Origin of the sequence: Sphingobacterium faecale, assembly GCF_016746095.1 — a bacterium.
GTDB classification, from domain to species: domain Bacteria; phylum Bacteroidota; class Bacteroidia; order Sphingobacteriales; family Sphingobacteriaceae; genus Sphingobacterium; species Sphingobacterium faecale.
The window spans coordinates 277,498-295,785 of record NZ_JAERTY010000003.1 but is presented as its reverse complement, the minus strand read 5'-3'; the positions used below and the strand labels follow the sequence as shown (position 1 = coordinate 295,785).

Here is an 18,288-nt window from a genome sequence, read left to right as displayed (position 1 = left end):
GTAAGCAATAATACGGGGCTTACCCATTGTTATCGGCCAAGACGAGAATAATTCCTACTGAAACGTATATACACCTGTTTGAAACAATTGTTCAAACTGCATAGTATTTTTTGTTCTTTGGACTTTTTGTGCTTATTTTATATCAGATATGTATAATATGCTTAACACAGATACTTATGGAATATGAACATATTATAGCGCAGATACCTTCTTTTATCAAGGAAAACATACGGCAGTCTACAGAAGGTATGACGTATTGTTTTCACGATGAGACTCATGTGCTAGATGTCGTGGCAGCGGTGCGCGAAATGGCTGATTATTATCTCTTGTCGCCTACAGACCGTTTTATTGTTATCTGTGCCGCTTATTTTCACGACGTTGGCTATGCGAATGGTGGTGCAGTGGGGCATGAAGAACGGAGTGCAGAGTTTGCTGATCAGTTTCTGATTAAATATGATGTGGAGGAGGACGCACGCAAGCAAGTCATGGCTTGTATATTGGCAACCAGAATGCCCCAGAAACCTGAGGGGTTATTACAACAGATTGTCTGCGACGCTGATCTCTTTCATTTAGGAGGGATGAATTTTGCCGAACGTAATAAACTCATGCGTAAGGAGTCGGAATTGGTCACAGGACAAACGATAGACAAGGAAATGTGGAGGAGGCAGACTATTCGGCTTATGGAAAATCATCACTACCACACACAATATGCGCAGGAACGACGCGAAAGCATAAAAAAGCACAATTTGAATACACTGTTGGAGAAAAATAATAAAGGAAATGGTGATAAGATATCCCAACAAAAGGCCATTAAAGTAGGTGGTAAGAAGTCTAGACCTGAACGTGGCATTGAAACAATGTTTCGGATTACCTCATCCAATAATCAACGATTGAGTGATATGGCTGATAATAAAGCCAACATATTGTTGACTGTCAACTCTATTATTCTATCTGTGGTGGCTGCAGGACTCCTGCGAAAACTGGATAGTAACCAACATCTCATTATCCCTACTTTTACTTTGATGACTGCAGTTGTCATTACGATGGTGTTGGCGATTTTAGCAACTATACCGAAAATTCCTGCAGGTTACTTTAAGGACGAAGAGGTCCAAAATAAAACCGTAAATCTTCTGTTCTTTGGTAATTTCTTTAGAATGCCATTTCATACCTATCAGGATGGAATGCAGCAAGCAATGGAAGATAGCGAATTCTTATACGGAATGATGACCAAGGATGTGTACTCCCAAGGGGTAGTTCTAGGGCGTAAGTATAGACTGCTCCGTTATGCGTATGGCGTGTTTATGTTTGGGCTGGTTCTATCCGTAATAGCATTTTTTATAGCCATTATTACCTATTAACGATATGATTGAGCATTACTCCCTACCAAAACAAAGAAAGCTAAAAGTCATTTTAGGTTTTCTTTTTGTGCTAATTGTACATAGCTTACTCAGTTGCAATTTCAAAACGGCTTCTCAACAGGATAGCCAATTGGAAACAGATACGACCGGTTTTCCCTATCCTTTAGCCTCTGGGAAGATTTATGTTTTGCCAGATGTATTGGAGGAAATATCGGGTTTGACTTATCTTTCTACGATACCACAGACTGTCTTTGCGATACAAGATGAGGATGGAATTCTCTTTACTTATGACTTGGAAAGAGGAGAGGTTACAGCGCAGTTTCAATTTGCAGGTTCAGGAGACTATGAGGGTATTGCCAACGATGGAAAAGAGTTTTTCATATTGAAGAGTAACGGTTCTATTTATAGCTTTGCCATCGGTACGACGGATCGGTCCAAGGTCAAACATCATACAGGGGTGTTGCCGTCAGGAGAATATGAATCTATGGCTTTTGATTCGAAAACTAACCGCTTATATGTATTGTGCAAAAGCTGTAAAATAGATAAAAAGACTGCTACCACAACCGGATACATACTCAGTCACTCTTCCGACGGAGAGCTTACAGTAGAGAAAACATTTTCTATTCATACAGATGAAATAAGACAGTTGGACAAAAGGATGGCTAAGTCTTTTAAGCCATCGGCTATGGCCAAACATCCTATAAATGATGAATGGTATATTATATCTTCCATAGATAAAGCATTGATTGTGACAGATGAAACATTCCGCTTGAAACAAGTAGTGCGATTCGATAGGAAAACCTTCGAGCAGCCTGAGGGAATGGTGTTTGACGAGCATTTAAATCTCTATATATCCAGTGAAGCTGGGGATAAAGGCCATGCTGAAATTTGTAAAATACAACAGGTGAAAAAGTAATGATAGAGACAAGAAATGTCTATATAAATAAATTAATTGCTGTAACAAGTGCATATAGTGATTTATCTTTCGCTAAGCTATATGAACATTTGCGGACTATAGATGTTGGATCAATCGGACAAAGCATGTCCCAATTGGTACAACAGCGTATTGCAGAAATAGAAAAAGAAAAGGGAGAGCTGTCTGTAGACAATGCTCAGGAGTTTTTAGAAGCTTTTGAGTTGATCTTTGGTTGGGCAAATAATTTAGCGACAGATACACCTCAGGCTTGGGGCATGTCTACGCCTATTCCTTCGGTTCTATTTGCTGGAACAGTTCCGATGTACGATCTGCTTGAACAAATATTATCTCCGGTTATAGATCAGCGTGCGCATCTATTTTGTAGGGATGTGATTCATACCGATAAGATTATGTACGAGTTGGTACTTGACAGACTGTACGGTATCCCCATGACTGCAACTCCTTACATCTTTGAATATATAGGAGAGGAAGAAGTTACCAAATATTTGAAGTTAGAGGTTGATTTCAGTTTTGTCACGGTGCGCCCCAGGACTGTATTGCCGACGTTAGATTTTTCATGTGTCAATAATCGGGAAATGCTTGATGAGGCCAATGTGCAGCCTCTTCTCCAAAGTATACACTTGGATAATTTTATATTCGAAGGCTTTTCTATGCTACGGTTTACGGATGCAACCGAGAGCTTTGTCCTGGATAGTATACAGGATATGATATTGAACTTTAATACCTACACACGTAGCGAATTTGTTCATAGTCTTCTGGATAAAATAAAGAGTGTACTTGGCAAGCAGGATGTCAACTGTTCACTTTTTCCTGTTTTATACCTCAATGGCATGCCTATTCTAAAGGAAGGGGTGGCCAAAAGTTATTTGCTTTTTAACGAATATATCGGAGGAAATATCGATAATATCGAAGAATATGTACTTAAATATTTAGAATCTCCTTTTATTCTATCGTATAATATTCATCCCGATTTTGATACCCAGCTGGATTATTTCCGAGCGAAGATCGAGGCGTTGGACGTGAGTAGTTACGTCTGTTTTCCCTTAAAACACCAAGAGGAACTTGTTGGTTTCTTGGAGTTATATACGAAGGAAGAGTCTACGTTGTCGCCTTCTATTCTGACTCGTTTATCACCACTTTTTCCTGTATTAATCCAATTGGGATATGATTTACGTTTAAAGTTCAAGAATAGGTTAGATACCGTGATTTTGCAGAACTATACTGCTCTCCAGCCTGCAGTGCAGTGGCGTTTCAATCAGGCTGCAGCAAAGTATCTGAAGGATTACGAAAACACCCATGAGTCGTTGCCATTGGAGCGGATCAGCTTTTCAAATGTATATCCGCTGTATGGAGGGGTGGATCTCAAAGATTCTACGAAGCTTCGCAATATTGCCTTTAGGAAAGATAATAAGCTTCATCTGGATAGACTGCGAAGCCTTATGAAATACTTGCCTGAAGGTTTGTTCCCTGATTTGGCTGCGTTGAAAAGTTTTAAACGCAAGATGGATAAGGTAGACACCTGGTTGGCAACAGATCGTAAGGTCGAGCGGATGCATGACATTACAGCCTTTTTCCAAGAGGAAGTCGCTACATTTATTCTGACATTATCTTGGTTGGATGATGAATTGGATAGACAGATTAAAATATATGCAGAGTCATTGGGTATAACCTATTACCAGGATGCTTTTGAAGAATCCTTAAAACAGGTAAATACTTTGATAGCTGGTAATATTAACAAGCTGAATGAGTTTGTTCAAGAGCGTTTTCCTTCCTATTTCGAAAAATTCAGAACCGATGGCATTGAGTACGATTTTTATATCGGACAGTCGATAACACCGTCTATGGTGTTTAATCCAACTATTTTGAGAACATTCAGACGGCAACAGTTGGTCTCTATGGCACAAATCAGCCAACAGGTTGATAGATTGCAGGATTCATTGCCTATAGCGATGAATACGACCCAGTTGGTTTTTGTACACCCTACTGCAATAGATATTTCGTTCAGGAGAGACGAAAGACGGTTTGATGTCGAAGGCGGTTATAATATCCGCTATCAGATGATCAAAAAGAGAATCGATAAGGTCTTGATCCGTGGTACAGATGAACGACTTGTTCAGCCAGGGAAAATAGCGGTTGTCGTACAGGGAGAAGCAGAAGTGTCTATTTTGATCGAAGATCTACTCTCGGTAGCAGATATGGGATTGATTAAACCTGATATAGAAGAGTTAGAATTGGAAGAATTACAGGGGGTTAGTGGGCTGCACGCATTACGTGTAGATGTCATTTTATAAAATAAAAAGCACTTATTTATGCAAGTTCACAGGAAAAAGATGATATCAGTCGGAAAAAAAATCCAGTATATCCTGTTTTTAGGTTTGTTGGGCTGTACATTCGGCACGGATACATATGCCCAAAAGGCGGATAGTACTACAGCATTGATTGCTCCCGAGTATGACAAAGTAGGTCCAGTCCGTCGGTTTTGGTTTGGCGATAGTTACCGGAAACTATATAACACACCTGTCCCTATGCGGGTAATGGATTTGAGTAAAGAGCATGGTGGGCTGCAAGTGATAAAACTAGGCGGTGGGATGCAGACCCAGTCGCTTAGATTTGCGGATGCCAATGGTAGAGAGTGGGTATTGCGTTCTATACAGAAGTATCCGGAAAGGAGCTTACCCGAAAATCTTAGAAAGACGATTATAAAAGATATCGTTCAAGATCAGATTTCCATTACCCATCCTTTTGGTGCATTGACAGTGCCTCCTTTTAATGAAGCTTTGGATATTCCTCATGCTAAACCCGAGTTGGTGTATGTCGGAGATGATCCGCGCTTGGGCGAATTTAGGGACATTTTCAAAAATAGAGCTTATATTTTCGAACCTCGGATGCCTTTCGAAGATAGCAAGACCGATAATACCCTAAAGGTAATCCGTAAGGTACTCGAAGACAACGATACCCAGGTCGAACAAGACCTGACATTACGGGCCAGATTACTGGATATGATACTGGGAGATTGGGATAGGCATGAAGACAATTGGCGTTGGGATCCAGAAAAGGAAAAGGGCAAAAAGACCTATACACCAGTTCCCAGAGATCGGGATAAGGTGTATTACAAAACTTCCGGAGTATTCCCTGTTTTATTGTCTCATCAATGGTTGAAAGCACATCTGCAGCCGTTTAGCCCCCATATCAGAAATGTCTCCCATTGGAATTTCAATGCTAGACATTTTGACCGTTTCTTTTTGAATCACCTGAGTCAATCGGATTGGGAGAAAGAGATTCGTTTTGTTCAACAGGCATTGACCGATTCGTTGATTCAGCGTGCGATGTTAGCTATGCCGGATACCATAGTAAAGCTCAGTGCCGAAGAATTGGTGCATAACATCCGTTCCAGAAGGGATGATATGGAGACGACAGGGATAGCGTATTATAAAGCTTTGGCAAATGTTGTAGACATTCCATTGTCTGCTAAAAACGAGTTCGTAAAACTTGACTATAGGGAAGACGGTACAGTAGCATTGAAGGTCAATAATAAAAAGAAAGATGGTACCGAAGGCCGAAAGCTTTTAGAACGAAACTTCTTTCCACATGAAACCAAGGAATTACGGATTTATGGAATAGGCGGTACAGATAGCTATACCATAGATGGCGACGGCAAATCACCGATAAAGGTACGTATAGTCGGGGGTGATGGAAAAGATGATTACAACATCGAGCCCTCATTTTCCAATAGGAAGAAATTGTATCTATACGATGACAAGGATGCATCATTAAATACGATTCCCCGTAAAATGGGTATAAAGTATCGAATACGTAATGATACCGCTATTCACGCATACGATTATAATGCATTTGTATACGATCGTAAAGGAGTCCTGGTAGATGTCAATTACGGTATTGACCGTGGGCTGATCATGGGGCTTGGTTATATCATTGAGAATCAGGGGTTCCGAAAAACTCCATTTGCCATCAAGCATATTCTTAAGGCAAGTTACTTAACCGGACGGGAGTCTTTTATGTTAAGTTATCAGGGGATAGCAAAATCAATCTGGGGAAAGCAGGATCTGTATATCGATATCGAATCCCAAGGACCATTCAATCTGAGCAACTTCTTTGGTTACGGCAATAATACTGTGTATGAAAAAGGAGAAGACAAAGGTATACATTATTACCGAAACCGTTACGATGTAGTGGATGCGGATATAGCCTTGCTATACCCACTCTCTAACAAGTTGCGGTTAGGCTATGGTTCGTCTTCCACCTATTTTAATGCACAAGAAAGTAAAAATAACGGACGGTTCTTGGGCGACTATCAAAACGAACATCCCACAGAAAGTTTTTACGGTAGTAAGTTCTTTACGGGAGCTAAAGTGGGGATGGATTATGATGGAAGAGACAATATTGAAAATACCAAAGAAGGAATGTATGCCTATGCTAAGGTGAGTTGGCAGTCAGAGACAGGAGGTGATAGGAAACAGCATACCTATCTGAATACCGCATTTAGCTTTTATCATACTTTTGGAAAAGATGTAGCTACATTAGCGAACCGTACTGGGCTAGAGGCGGTATGGGGTGATCCTTATTTCTTTCAACATGTGCAATTGGGAGGAGAGGGGAGTTTACGAGGCTATAATTCCAGACGTTTTACAGGTAAGACGATGGTCTATAATAATCTAGAGACGCGTGCCAAATTATTTAGTTACGATTCCTATCTTGTACCAGGCACTGTAGGTCTAGTCGGGTTTTATGACGTAGGTCGTGTTTGGATGTCGCAGGAAAAATCGCAGTCATGGCATCATGGTTATGGTGGTGGTGTCTATTTTATCCCTGCTGATCTGATGCTGATACAGGCTGCTTGGGGTATTTCCAATGAAGCCGTATTGCCCTATATCCGTATCGGTCTCCGGTTTTGAGTTGATCCCGAGTGGAAAGATGGCAGAAATGTATACAACTGTATTGGGTCGTCGATATACCTGTCCTCGACGACCCGATTTATCCTACCGTTGTTTTATATACTTTCAGGTTCTAAAGAAGCTTCCTTCATTTCCTGAAGTTCGGCTTCGAAAAAGAACTGATCGCCGAAAGCTGGCTTCAGATCGTCCATCCACATAGCGTTAGGATCATATTTTGCAAAGAATGGCCTATTAACCCAATCTGGGTTTCGTCCTTGTATCATTTGTAAAACAAAGACTTTCTCAGTGTGGCCGTTAATACAAATTTCTTTTGTGCCCAATATCTGTACTTTTCCAGGTGTACAAGACATACTCGGCCCACGTACAGTTCGGCATACACCGCTTACTTGTTGATACGCCTTTTGAAATATCTCCCAAGTTTTTTCTAAAGGTACCTCAAAATAGTGTTGTGAGCCCGTATCTCTTTCAACAAACATATAATACGGAATCATACCAAGATTCACTTGTTTTCTCCACATACGAGCCCACATGTCGGCATCGTCGTTTATGTGTCTAATCAGTGGAGATTGTGTACGGATCTGGGCGCCGGTTTTTCTGATTAAACGAATGGCTTCTTTTACAGCAGCTGTTTTCAATTCGTTGATGTGATTGAAGTGTGCCATGAATGATAAGTTGATGCCACTATCTACTATTCTCTTGAATAAGTCTAGAAAATCTTGAGCATCTTTGTCGGTTATAAACTTGTAGGGCCAAAAACCAAGAGCTTTGGTGCCTATTCGGATGGTCTGAATATTGGTCTTGTTCGCAGGATCCAGAAAAGGCTCGATATACTGTTTAAAGACCTTGAAGCTCATTATCATTGGATCACCTCCGGTAAATAGTATATCCGTGATTTCCTGATGCTCTTCCAGATATTCAATTAATAATTCTGTTTCTCGCATCGCAAATTTAAGACCATCCATTCCCACAAATTGAGCCCATCGGAAACAGAAGGTGCAATAACTGTGACAGGTCTGTCCTGAGCTAGGAAAAAATAATAGAGTCTCTCGGTATTTGTGCTGAATACCCAGAAGCTTTTCATCGTTATGTTCTGGTACATTGAGCTCCATCTGACCGGCTGGGTGAGGGTTCAGTTTAATACGGATGGAGTCGGCAACGAGCTTCAAGGCATCCTTCTCAAGATTGTTCTCTAAAGCTGATTTCATGGTTTGAAAATCAGCGTCTCTCAACATTTCCTTTTGCGGAAAGGTAAGTCTGAAGATCGGGTCATTACTGTAATCACTCCAATCAATTAATTCATCAATGACGTAATTGTTTACTTTAAAAGGAAGTACATTACCTACGACTTCAATATTCACTTTTTCGTCTTCGCTCAACGCGACTAGTTGCGGAATCGTTCTAAAGTTGTGAACTTGATAGGCTTTGTACTTCATTTCTTTGTTAATCATATATTTTAAATTTAGTTTTAAACTATAGACTGACCATTACCACATTAGGAAAGGATTATTTATCGCTGCTTATACAATGCAATAAGTTGCTGTTAGATTTATTGCAAAAAAAAGTATACAGTTAAGGTTAAGAAGCGGACACATAACTAGTGGTAACAATATCAGGTGTCTGGCCTAGGTGGTAATATACAAAAAATAAAACTAAATAGATAATATGGTGTGATTCGTAGGGCCTATCTATCAAACAGGGTGTTCGGCAGTTGATATTCGTGACAGAGTTCTTGCATTTTTTTAGAAAAGGCCTTGCGATAATAGGCTGGCATCTGCGAATCAACTGCAAAATAGTGTTGGTACCGGGGGAGTAAATCTGGATAATGCTTAGCGATAGCTCTTAACACAAGTGTCTTGCTATCGGTTATATCGTTCCCATGTAGAGTCAAGGTCGCTGGAAAAATATAAGAAATATCCAACGCCTGGAAGGTTTGAAACATCAGGTCGAGCTGAGCTGTAGTGTCTGAGATAAAAGGCAAAAGAGGCATCAGGCTAACCCCACAATGAAGACCCCGTGCACGCGCCTGAGTGATAGCCGATAGCCGTGCGGATGGTGCTGTGGCTCCAGGTTCGAAAATATGCCCTACAGCGTCATCAATGGTAGAAAAAGAAAAACTCAGAAAAGCCTTATGGGTTAATTTGTCCTGTAAGTCTACTGGTAGAATGGCCTGTTTATCTATTGCTTTTAACAGATCAAAATCGCGGACCACGAGGTCAGACTTAGTCAGTACGTGAACCGGAAACCGGTGATGAAGGATGACTTCCAAAAGCTGTCTTGTCAATTTCTCAGAAGCTTCTATGTGTAAATAGGGATCTGTCGCTGATGAGAGTACAATGATTCCATATTGTTGTTTACGGGCGCGTAGGGTCAATTGCTTGTCCAACAATTCTACAGCATTTTCCTTTACACTCAATTTTTCCTCCATATTTATCCCATACTTACTACCTCGGGTGTAGCAGTACAGGCAGTTGAAAGAACAACTGCTATAGGGGTTGAGCGTATAGTCATCCAAAAACCAAGAATCCCTTCGCTTGGTTTTATGGAGTATGCTTTTTGCTGAGATTCGTTGTGTCATGACTTTTGTTGCGGTTAAGGCCGATATTGATTTTAGTACGAAACCACTGCTTCGTCGTGGGAGCCATAATCTGTGCTGTATAATTAGCTACTATGTCCGGATGAAATCGTGCCACCGTCTTGGCTCCCCAGCCGATACCTTTCTTGGTGTGAAAGTCAGTGGTATTGGTGCAGTTCAATAGGATCTGAAATACTGTTTCAACAAAACTCTTGTCAAGTCCTTTTTTGACGGCGTAATGTGTAGCTACACCTACAGTACGGACGATCCATTTATTCTCATGAGATGATAAGTGTTGGAGTACCGGGATTGTTCGTTCTGGATTGGTTAATAAAGCGTAACCCAGTACCCGTTCGCCTATAATATCGCACACATACCATTCGTTGCCATATTGAATGTAAGCGCAAGCCTTTGCTATCGAACCCTCAAAGTCTAGATCAAGTCGGGTCTGTAGGATGATTCCTGCAAGAACCTGACTGCCAATCTCCTGCATCTCGATAATACGGTCTGCTAGCTGTATTTGTTTTGAAGAAGGCACCTGAATTATAATTTGTCGGGTAGCAAATTCCAATAAAGGAAATCTGATTTTCTTTTTTAACAGATCCTTATGTAGAGTTGCAAAGAATTCATCGGCTCCACAGCGTTCCAGAACTTCCAACGATTCCTTTATGATATTGCTTACCGCTACTTTAGAGTTGATTTTTTCCATTCCAATCGTTCATGGCTTATCAGCAGTAAATATAAGTGTTTCGCCCAGTACTTGTTTGAGATTTTGTAGGCTCCGCAAAAGCAAAGCGCCAGTTGATAGTCAAATTGAATATATTTACTTAGTTTTGGACTACTATTAACAGTATTTACGTATGAACATCTTAATAGTCGAAGACGATATTCGTGTAGCAGAGTTGATTCAACGGGGGTTGGACGAACAAGGATTCACATCGATGATTGCCTACGATGGATTGTCTGCTAAAAAATTGGCGCTACAGAACGATTACGAATTAATCATTACGGATATCATCTTGCCGAAAATAGATGGATTGGATTTATGTAAAGAAATCCGACAGATTAAACCGGATGTGCCTATTATAATGCTTACTGCTTTAGGGACAACAGACGATAAAGTTGAAGGCTTTGATGCCGGAGCTGATGATTATTTGGTCAAACCGTTTGAAATGCGCGAGCTCATGGTGCGGGTAAGGGCATTGTTAAAACGTAATGGAAGGCCTGCATCACCAACAGGATTCATAGTGAAATATGGTGATCTGGAAATGAATCTACATACCAAGGTGGTAAAAAGGGGAGAGGTGGAGCTTAATCTGACACCAAAAGAATTTAAGCTCTTAGAATACATGATGCAGAATCCGGAACGGGTATTGTCTCGTGTAGAGATAGCGGAGAAAGTATGGGATACGCACTTTGATACGGGAACTAATTTTATCAATGTATATATAAATTACCTCCGAAAAAAGGTGGATGAGAATTTTGACACGAAGCTCATCCATACTAAATCGGGCATGGGGTTCATACTAAAACAGGATTAATGCAGATTCGGACGCGGCTTACCTTGGTTTTTACAGCGATTACAGGAGCTATCCTGTTGTTGTTTGCTTTTGCGGTATATCACACTTCAGTGAATAACCGTGAACGTGAATTCTATGCACTTTTAGAGAAAGAGGCTATTACGAAGGCCAACGTTTTTTTGAATGCACGCGTCGATAAGCAGACTCTACAGGATATATACCACAATAACCGTAAGATCCTAAATGAGGTTGAGGTTGCGATCTATGATACCGAGCACAAACTCCTATACCATGATGCGGTTGACATCGATTTTGTGAAGGAAACGCCCGATATGCTCAGCAAGTTGGCAAAGGAGCAAAAGCTATATTTCTATCAGGACAAATGGCAGGTAATAGGTTTATTATATCCGTATGAGGGTAAAGACTATATTGTGACAGCAGCAGCCTATGATGAATACGGCTACCGTAAGCTTGACTATCTCTTAAAGGCGATGTTGGTCGGTTTGGTCATAGCGCTATTGATTATATATATAGCTGGTAAGTATTTCTCCAGACGCTTCTTCCGGCCGATAAATGCCATGACTGAGCGGGCGCGGAATATATCAGCTACGAATTTAGATTTACGTATTGAGAGCTCGGCTAATGGCGACGAATTGGCACGCTTGGCCGATACATTCAACGGTATGTTGGATCGCTTAGAGAGTTCTTTTGATGCCCAGAAGCATTTCGTGTCTAATATCGCACACGAGCTACGTACCCCCTTGGCTGCTATAATCGCTGAATTGGAACTGTCGACTTCCAAGGACCAGGCTATTGCAGATTATAAATTGATTATTGATAGAGCGCTAAATGATGCTAAACGCTTGACCAAATTGTCCAATAGTCTACTGGATCTGGCCAAGGCAAGTTATGATCCAACAGAAATAACATTCAAACCGACACGTATAGACGAAGTATTGATCGATGCGCTGCAACAGGTACAGTCGGCTGAGCCCTCCTATACAATAGGTCTGGAATTCGATGGCGAGATTGAAGATGACACCTCCATCTCTGTTCAGGGCAATGCCTACCTACTCAAAGTGGCTTTTGCCAACCTGATCGACAATGGGTGCAAATTCTCCAACAATCACAAGTGTACCGTATCCATTGGATTTGATAAAACTAATGTCTTTCTGACATTTGAGGATAATGGCATCGGAATCTCAGCACAAGATATCGAGCGTATTTTTACGCCTTTTTTTAGAGGGGAGAATAAAACTTTTACCGATGGTAATGGTATCGGTCTCTCCCTGACCCATAAAATTGTCTCCTTACATCAGGGAAGCATACAGATTGATTCTACCCTGCAGAAAGGAACAACATTTTATCTCAAATTACCACATTTATAAACCACCCAATCCCTTTCTAATAAAATTCTAATCTTTTTCTACCAACACTCTAACGGCTATTTTGTTGTTGTTATAGGATCTTTGTTTTTGTAAACAATAAAAATCTGTGACAATGGGAATTCTTGACTTTGCAACACGACTTGCCGTCGCTTTTTTATTAGGCGCATTAATAGGTATAGAGAGACAATGGCGCCAGCGAAGCGCCGGACTCCGTACCAATACATTAGTATCATTGGGTGCTGCCTCTTTCTTGTTACTCGCTGCCGAGATCGCCGGAGATGCGACCGGTCGGGTAGCATCCTATATCGTCAGTGGTATCGGTTTCTTGGGGGCAGGTGTCATCATGAAAGATGGGGGGACGGTACAGGGCTTGAATACAGCGGCTACCATTTGGTGTTCTGCTGCTGTAGGTGCACTGTGTGGAGTAGGATTGTATCCACAGGCGACTTTGGTAGCCCTGGCAATAATATTGACCCACTTGTTGTTACGACCGCTTGGTTTGTTTTTAGGACGCATTAGCTTCTCCAAGTCGGAACACGAACAGGTGGATTATATGATTAAGCTCAAATGTAATACAGATGTGGAGAATGCCGTTCGGGTATCCTTGATGCAGATGTTGAGCAATGAGGACAGAGTACTGCTAAAGTCACTGTCCAGTGACGATAGCGAAGATAAGTCGTATGTTATAATCACAGCTATTATCAGAGCAGTTACCCCGCAGGATAGCTTAATCGAAAGTGTTGCCAGCCGCCTGACGATACAGGAAAAAGTAGCGAAGGTGAGCTGGGAGATTATCGGCGCACAATCAGAGTTATAACCATACAGACTAGTATGGAAAGAGATCATTAACAGATTTTTGAACCGTTGAAATTAGAATAAACAGAGAATCTTATGGCATTAAAGATGAACAACAGGATTAAGGATGCACTCCAAACAACACTAGGCTCTAGCGGTATGAACCTAGGAACCGTGACCAAATTGCGGAATGCTTCTGCGCAGGATGACAAATGGGTATATGCCATGTTGGAGACCAATGAGGAGGGCATTACCGATCGTATCGCCGAAGACCGACGTGCAAAATTCGGACCTAATGAGGTACAGCATCAAAAGGCGCCCAAGTGGTATATACAGTTGCTCCAGGCTTTTGCCAATCCCTTTATCTATATATTATTGGCGATAGCCTTAGTGTCTTTTGTTATTGATGTGTGGTTGGCTCCTGCACACGAAAAGGATTATATGACCGTTACAGTCGTATTGGTTATGGTATTCCTAAGCGTATTATTACGTTTTATCCAAGAGTTTAGAAGCAATAGCGCCGCCGAAAAGCTTAAGGGAATGGTGAAAACCACTGCTACCGTATCGCGTAAGTCTAAGATAAAAAGGGAAATTCCAATTGCGGAGTTGGTACCTGGAGATATCGTCTACCTTTCTGCAGGAGATATGATTCCTGCAGACTGCCGTATTCTTAGCAGTAAGGATCTTTTTGTGAGTGAGAGTATGCTCACAGGAGAGGCATTGCCTGTAGAAAAACATCATCTGCCTGTGCGTGATGCAGAAAATATGCAGGTCATCGAATTGCGTAACCTCTGTTTTATGGGAACTAATGTGGTGAGTGGTGCAGCGATGGCTGTAGTCGTGGCTACGGGTAATTACACTTATTTCGGTAGTATCAGTAAATCCATAACCAGTGAAAGGCCAGAGACCAGCTTTGATAAGGGGATCAATAATGTCAGTCTATTGCTGATCCGTTTTATGCTGGTGATGGTTCCGGTCATATTCCTGATCAATGGTTTAGTCAAAGGAGACTGGCTGGAAGCGTTACTATTTGCGATAGCGATAGCCGTAGGGTTGACACCAGAGATGCTACCCATGATTGTCACCGCCAACCTGGCAAAGGGAGCTGTCAATATGAGCAAGCGTAAGGTGATCGTCAAACGCCTGAACTCTATACAGAATATAGGAGCGATGGATGTGTTATGTACAGACAAGACAGGTACATTGACCCTTGATAAAATCGTCCTCGAAAAACACCTTAATGTCTATGGTATTGAAGACGATGAGGTGTTGAAATGGGCTTATTTGAATAGCTTTCATCAGACCGGACTTAAAAATCTAATGGATAAAGCGGTGTTGGAACATGTCGAATTGCATGATTACCTGAAGGTCGAGGAGCAATATCTGAAAGTAGATGAGATACCTTTTGATTTTGAGCGCCGTCGTATGTCGGTCATCTTGAAAAAACACGATGGCAAACACTTGTTGATCTGTAAAGGTGCAGTAGAGGAAATGTTAGCTCTTTGTGATTATGCTTTTGAGCCGGGAGAAGACAGAAGCCTCCATGTCGAGAATGATAAGGCCATTCCAATGGATGATACCATGCGTAGGATTGTATTGCAGACTTCCAAGAAAATGAATGATGAAGGTCTGCGTGTACTCCTTGTAGCTATTAAAGAGTTTGATGCATCACACCCGCTGACTTATGGTATTGGAGATGAAAAAGGAATGACTTTAACAGGTTTCATCGGTTTCTTGGATCCCGCCAAGCCATCAGCTCAACCAGCTATCGAGGCGCTTCACAAGTTGGGCGTAGAAGTAAAAGTGGTGACAGGAGATAATGAAACTGTGACCCAGAAGATATGTAAAGATATCGGTATTCCTGTACAGCATATTGTACGTGGAGCCGAATTGGAGCAGATGTCGGATGAGGATTTGAGTAACTGCGTGGAGTCCGTGTCGGTATTCGCTAAGCTTAACCCACTTCAAAAAGTACGTGTTGTCAAAGCATTACGGGAAAAAGGACATACCGTTGGTTTTATGGGGGATGGTATCAACGATGCCGCAGCATTGAAAGAAGCCGATGTTGGTATCAGTGTCGATACCGCTGTCGATGTTGCTAAAGAAAGTGCAGATATTATTTTATTAGAGAAGGATCTCATGGTATTGCGTAAAGGTGTCATCTACGGAAGACGGACCTTTGGTAATATTATCAAGTATATCAATATGACGACTAGCAGTAACTTTGGAAACATGTTCAGTATGTTGGGGGCGAGTGCTTTTTTGCCTTTCCTGCCGATGTTGCCCATGCACCTGTTGATCCAGAACCTGTTGTACGATATCTCGCAGATATCTATCCCTTGGGATAAAATGGACGAAGATTTCATCCAAAAGCCACGTAAATGGGATGCGGCAGGTGTATCCAGATTTATGATATATATAGGCCCGATTAGTTCCATATTCGATTTTGCGACGTTTGCTGTATTGTATTTCGTCTTCAAAGCCAATAGCCCAGAGCATGAAACCCTGTTTCAGACGGGTTGGTTTGTAGAAGGATTGCTGTCGCAGACGTTGATTATTCACATGATACGTACCCGCAAGATTCCATTTATACAGAGCTGGGCAGCTGCACCGGTAGTCGCGTTGACTTCACTGATTATGCTGATCGGTATTCTATTGCCATTCTCACCATTTGCAGAAGCATTAAAGATGCAACCATTGCCACTTAGTTACTTCCCTTGGTTGATCGGAATATTAGTATCGTATTGCTTGCTTACTCAGGTAGTCAAGAATTGGTTTATTAAAAAGTTCAACACCTGGTTGTAATTTTAGGTACTTTTATGGCCTATGAGTTTTGATAAATTTCCACTGTTAGGTACTGAACGCTTACAGTTAAGACAAATACAGCCCTCCGATGCGGAGGCGCTGTATTCCTATTTTTCCAAAGATGAGGTCACAGAATTTTTCGACCTGCCTACATTTCACGATATTAAGGAAGCACATGACCTTGTTAAAATTTGGGAGGATCGTTATGTACGGAAAGATACCATCCGCTGGGCTATCTGCCTAAAGGAAGAGCCTGAAGCACTGATCGGTACCTGTGGTTTTCATAATTTTGCCACCGAGCATAGCCGGGCAGAGATAGGATATGAACTGCATCCCCGTTTTTGGCAAAAAGGAATGATGACCGAAGCAATTCAATGTATATTGGATTACGGTTTTTCGCAGTTTAAGTTGAATCGTATAGAAGCCTTTATCGATCCTGCCAATATCGCTTCGCGTAGATTATTGGAAAAGGTAGGACTTTCATCCGAAGGCATACTGCGGGATTACTTCTTTGAAAAAGGACGTTTTGTCGATGGAGAGATTTTTGCCGTATTGAAAAGAGAATACAAGAAGTAATCATTAGTACGTCACTGCGAGCTGTGCGAAGCAATCTGTTTTATAGAGACTGCTTCATTCCCTGCCAATGACAGATTATCTATGGTGAGCTCGCAAGCTCCGTTTGGAAACTATGTCGTCCTCTCGACCGTAGCGGAGAGATCTACAAGCTATATATTAACCCTATGCAGTTAATAGACCTCTCCACAAGGTCGAGGTGACGTTTACTTTTACTGTCATCAAACCTCCTCTGTGTTTGTTAAAAAACTTAACCCTCGCAGTGACGGCTAGGCGGGCACGTCATTGGTAGCTATGCGAAGCAATCTGTTACGTAGAGACTGCTTTATTGCATTCGCAGTGACGGCTATACTAGTACGTCCTTGCGAGCTATGCGAAGCAATCTTTACATTAGATAGATTTTTGGTTTTAGCGATTAATGTTTGATTTTTGTAATTTTGTGTTTACATGAGTGAACGGCTAGAAACATTAGAAGATTACTACAAACGGTTGAGTCATCTGCACGATGGTAAGGATGAAATCAATGATTTCGAAATTGGAAAATCACATTTTAATATTTCGCCACGCAAATACTGCGATTTTAAAACCCCCTATAATCGCCGCGATTTTTATAAAATTAGTTTGATCATCGGGAAGGGATGGTTCAAGTATGGTAAACATGAACTGTATATAGACCGTCCTGTTTTATTCTTGCCGGCACTTAATATTCCTTATTCCTGGGTCTGCGACACCAATCAGCAAGAAGGTTATTTCTGCCTGTTTAACCAAGAATTTTTTTCGGGAAGTCAGGCTTTCGAACCCTTCAAGAAAACATCCCTTTTCAAAGAGTGGAGTAAACCGATAATCTTCCTTAATGAAGAGCAACTGCAGACGGTAACAACGTTTTTTAACAATATGTACCGATTGAACCATTCCAACTACCTACTTCGGTGTAATGCTATAAAAAGCAATCTCGCCGCGATACTGCACTTGGCATTGGAATGGCGTTTTGATGATTTGGAGGTAGAGAATCAGTCGGGAGCTGTGCGTATATACCGTATGTTTGATGAGTTGCTTCATAAACAGTTTCCGTTGGATTCGCCCGCTTATCCACTCGAATTGCGTACAGCAGCAGATTTTGCCACTCGCTTACATGTGCATGTCAACCACCTGAATGCTTCTGTCAAATCAGTTACGAATCTAACGACGACCCAGCTTATCAAAAGAAAGGTGTTCGAAGAAGCCAAGAATCTGCTAACCTATACCGACTGGAATGTCGCAGAAATCGGATATACCTTGGGTTTTGAGGAACCAACACATTTCAATAATTTTTTTAAGAAGAATGCGCAGGTTGCTCCGCTACGGTTTCGTCAGGAAAGTAAGTAATCTTTGATTTTTATAATTATTGCTTTGTCAGGTAAAATGTGTGAATAGGAGATAGTCTCTAC

Annotated in this window: 13 protein-coding genes; 10 read left to right on the top strand and 3 right to left on the bottom strand. The window is 41.4% G+C overall.

What is annotated here, in order from left to right:
* Positions 1–176 precede the first annotated feature (176 nt).
* From JKG61_RS06875 to JKG61_RS06860, 4 genes are read left to right on the top strand one after another with little or no spacing between them, the layout of a single operon-like run.
* Entirely contained in the window at positions 177–1,358 is a 1,182-nt protein-coding gene (locus JKG61_RS06875) for a Pycsar system effector family protein (RefSeq protein ID WP_202102231.1), read from the top strand.
* 4 nt (positions 1,359–1,362) lie between these two features.
* Positions 1,363–2,274 carry an SdiA-regulated domain-containing protein gene (locus JKG61_RS06870; protein ID WP_202102230.1) on the top strand — a complete coding sequence of 304 codons (912 nt, stop codon included), beginning with the start codon at positions 1,363–1,365 and terminating at the stop codon, positions 2,272–2,274.
* The gene (locus JKG61_RS06865) at positions 2,274–4,586 is read left to right on the top strand and encodes a GAF domain-containing protein (RefSeq protein ID WP_202102229.1); all 2,313 of its coding nucleotides are present in this window, start codon (positions 2,274–2,276) and stop codon (positions 4,584–4,586) included. Before JKG61_RS06870 ends, JKG61_RS06865 begins: the two co-directional genes overlap by 1 nt.
* Positions 4,587–4,625: 39 nt before the next feature.
* Complete coding sequence (locus tag JKG61_RS06860; protein WP_202102228.1) at positions 4,626–7,208, top strand: BamA/TamA family outer membrane protein; 2,583 nt, start codon at positions 4,626–4,628, stop codon at positions 7,206–7,208.
* A 95-nt stretch (positions 7,209–7,303) separates the two neighbouring features.
* Here JKG61_RS06860 and JKG61_RS06855 read toward each other — a convergent pair whose 3' ends face one another.
* From JKG61_RS06855 to JKG61_RS06845, 3 genes are all read right to left on the bottom strand, one after another.
* Positions 7,304–8,656: a KamA family radical SAM protein gene (locus tag JKG61_RS06855; protein WP_202102227.1), complete on the bottom strand. Its 1,353-nt coding sequence runs from the start codon at positions 8,654–8,656 to the stop codon at positions 7,304–7,306.
* A gap of 233 nt (positions 8,657–8,889) precedes the next feature.
* Positions 8,890–9,783, bottom strand: a complete 894-nt coding sequence (locus JKG61_RS06850; RefSeq protein ID WP_202102226.1) for an SPL family radical SAM protein — start codon at positions 9,781–9,783, stop codon at positions 8,890–8,892.
* Positions 9,746–10,489 (bottom strand): DNA alkylation repair protein, encoded by a 744-nt coding sequence (locus JKG61_RS06845; RefSeq protein ID WP_202102225.1) that lies wholly within the window; start codon positions 10,487–10,489, stop codon positions 9,746–9,748. Before JKG61_RS06845 ends, JKG61_RS06850 begins: the two co-directional genes overlap by 38 nt.
* A 151-nt stretch (positions 10,490–10,640) precedes the next feature.
* Here JKG61_RS06845 and JKG61_RS06840 point away from each other — a divergent pair, with 151 nt between their 5' ends.
* From JKG61_RS06840 to JKG61_RS06815, 6 genes are all read left to right on the top strand, one after another.
* Positions 10,641–11,321, top strand: a complete 681-nt coding sequence (locus tag JKG61_RS06840) for a response regulator transcription factor (protein WP_202102224.1) — start codon at positions 10,641–10,643, stop codon at positions 11,319–11,321.
* Positions 11,321–12,688 carry a sensor histidine kinase gene (locus JKG61_RS06835; RefSeq protein ID WP_202102223.1) on the top strand — a complete coding sequence of 456 codons (1,368 nt, stop codon included), beginning with the start codon at positions 11,321–11,323 and terminating at the stop codon, positions 12,686–12,688. The genes JKG61_RS06840 and JKG61_RS06835 overlap by 1 nt, the downstream gene beginning before the upstream one ends.
* Before the next feature lie 112 nt (positions 12,689–12,800).
* Positions 12,801–13,505, top strand: a complete 705-nt coding sequence (locus JKG61_RS06830) for an MgtC/SapB family protein (RefSeq protein ID WP_202102222.1) — start codon at positions 12,801–12,803, stop codon at positions 13,503–13,505.
* A gap of 74 nt (positions 13,506–13,579) precedes the next feature.
* The gene (gene mgtA, locus JKG61_RS06825) at positions 13,580–16,288 is read left to right on the top strand and encodes a magnesium-translocating P-type ATPase (protein ID WP_237249400.1); all 2,709 of its coding nucleotides are present in this window, start codon (positions 13,580–13,582) and stop codon (positions 16,286–16,288) included.
* 21 nt (positions 16,289–16,309) lie between these two features.
* Positions 16,310–16,864: a GNAT family N-acetyltransferase gene (locus JKG61_RS06820; protein ID WP_202102221.1), complete on the top strand. Its 555-nt coding sequence runs from the start codon at positions 16,310–16,312 to the stop codon at positions 16,862–16,864.
* Positions 16,865–17,308: 444 nt separating this feature from the next.
* Positions 17,309–18,226, top strand: coding sequence for a helix-turn-helix domain-containing protein (locus JKG61_RS06815; RefSeq protein ID WP_202102220.1), 918 nt, complete (start codon positions 17,309–17,311; stop codon positions 18,224–18,226).
* Positions 18,227–18,288: the final 62 nt, after the last annotated feature.

Bases quoted from the DNA above. Each gene is read 5' to 3' on its own strand.
- JKG61_RS06820 (WP_202102221.1), top strand. From the start codon at position 16,310: ATGAGTTTTGATAAATTTCCACTGTTAGGTACTGAACGCTTACAGTTA.
- JKG61_RS06830 (WP_202102222.1), top strand. From the start codon at position 12,801: ATGGGAATTCTTGACTTTGCAACACGACTTGCCGTCGCTTTTTTATTA.
- JKG61_RS06870 (WP_202102230.1), top strand. From the start codon at position 1,363: ATGATTGAGCATTACTCCCTACCAAAACAAAGAAAGCTAAAAGTCATT.
- JKG61_RS06875 (WP_202102231.1), top strand. From the start codon at position 177: ATGGAATATGAACATATTATAGCGCAGATACCTTCTTTTATCAAGGAA.
- JKG61_RS06845 (WP_202102225.1), bottom strand. From the start codon at position 10,489: ATGGAAAAAATCAACTCTAAAGTAGCGGTAAGCAATATCATAAAGGAA.
- JKG61_RS06860 (WP_202102228.1), top strand. From the start codon at position 4,626: ATGATATCAGTCGGAAAAAAAATCCAGTATATCCTGTTTTTAGGTTTG.
- JKG61_RS06815 (WP_202102220.1), top strand. From the start codon at position 17,309: ATGAGTGAACGGCTAGAAACATTAGAAGATTACTACAAACGGTTGAGT.
- JKG61_RS06835 (WP_202102223.1), top strand. From the start codon at position 11,321: ATGCAGATTCGGACGCGGCTTACCTTGGTTTTTACAGCGATTACAGGA.
- mgtA (WP_237249400.1), top strand. From the start codon at position 13,580: ATGGCATTAAAGATGAACAACAGGATTAAGGATGCACTCCAAACAACA.
- JKG61_RS06850 (WP_202102226.1), bottom strand. From the start codon at position 9,783: ATGACACAACGAATCTCAGCAAAAAGCATACTCCATAAAACCAAGCGA.
- JKG61_RS06855 (WP_202102227.1), bottom strand. From the start codon at position 8,656: ATGATTAACAAAGAAATGAAGTACAAAGCCTATCAAGTTCACAACTTT.
- JKG61_RS06865 (WP_202102229.1), top strand. From the start codon at position 2,274: ATGATAGAGACAAGAAATGTCTATATAAATAAATTAATTGCTGTAACA.
- JKG61_RS06840 (WP_202102224.1), top strand. From the start codon at position 10,641: ATGAACATCTTAATAGTCGAAGACGATATTCGTGTAGCAGAGTTGATT.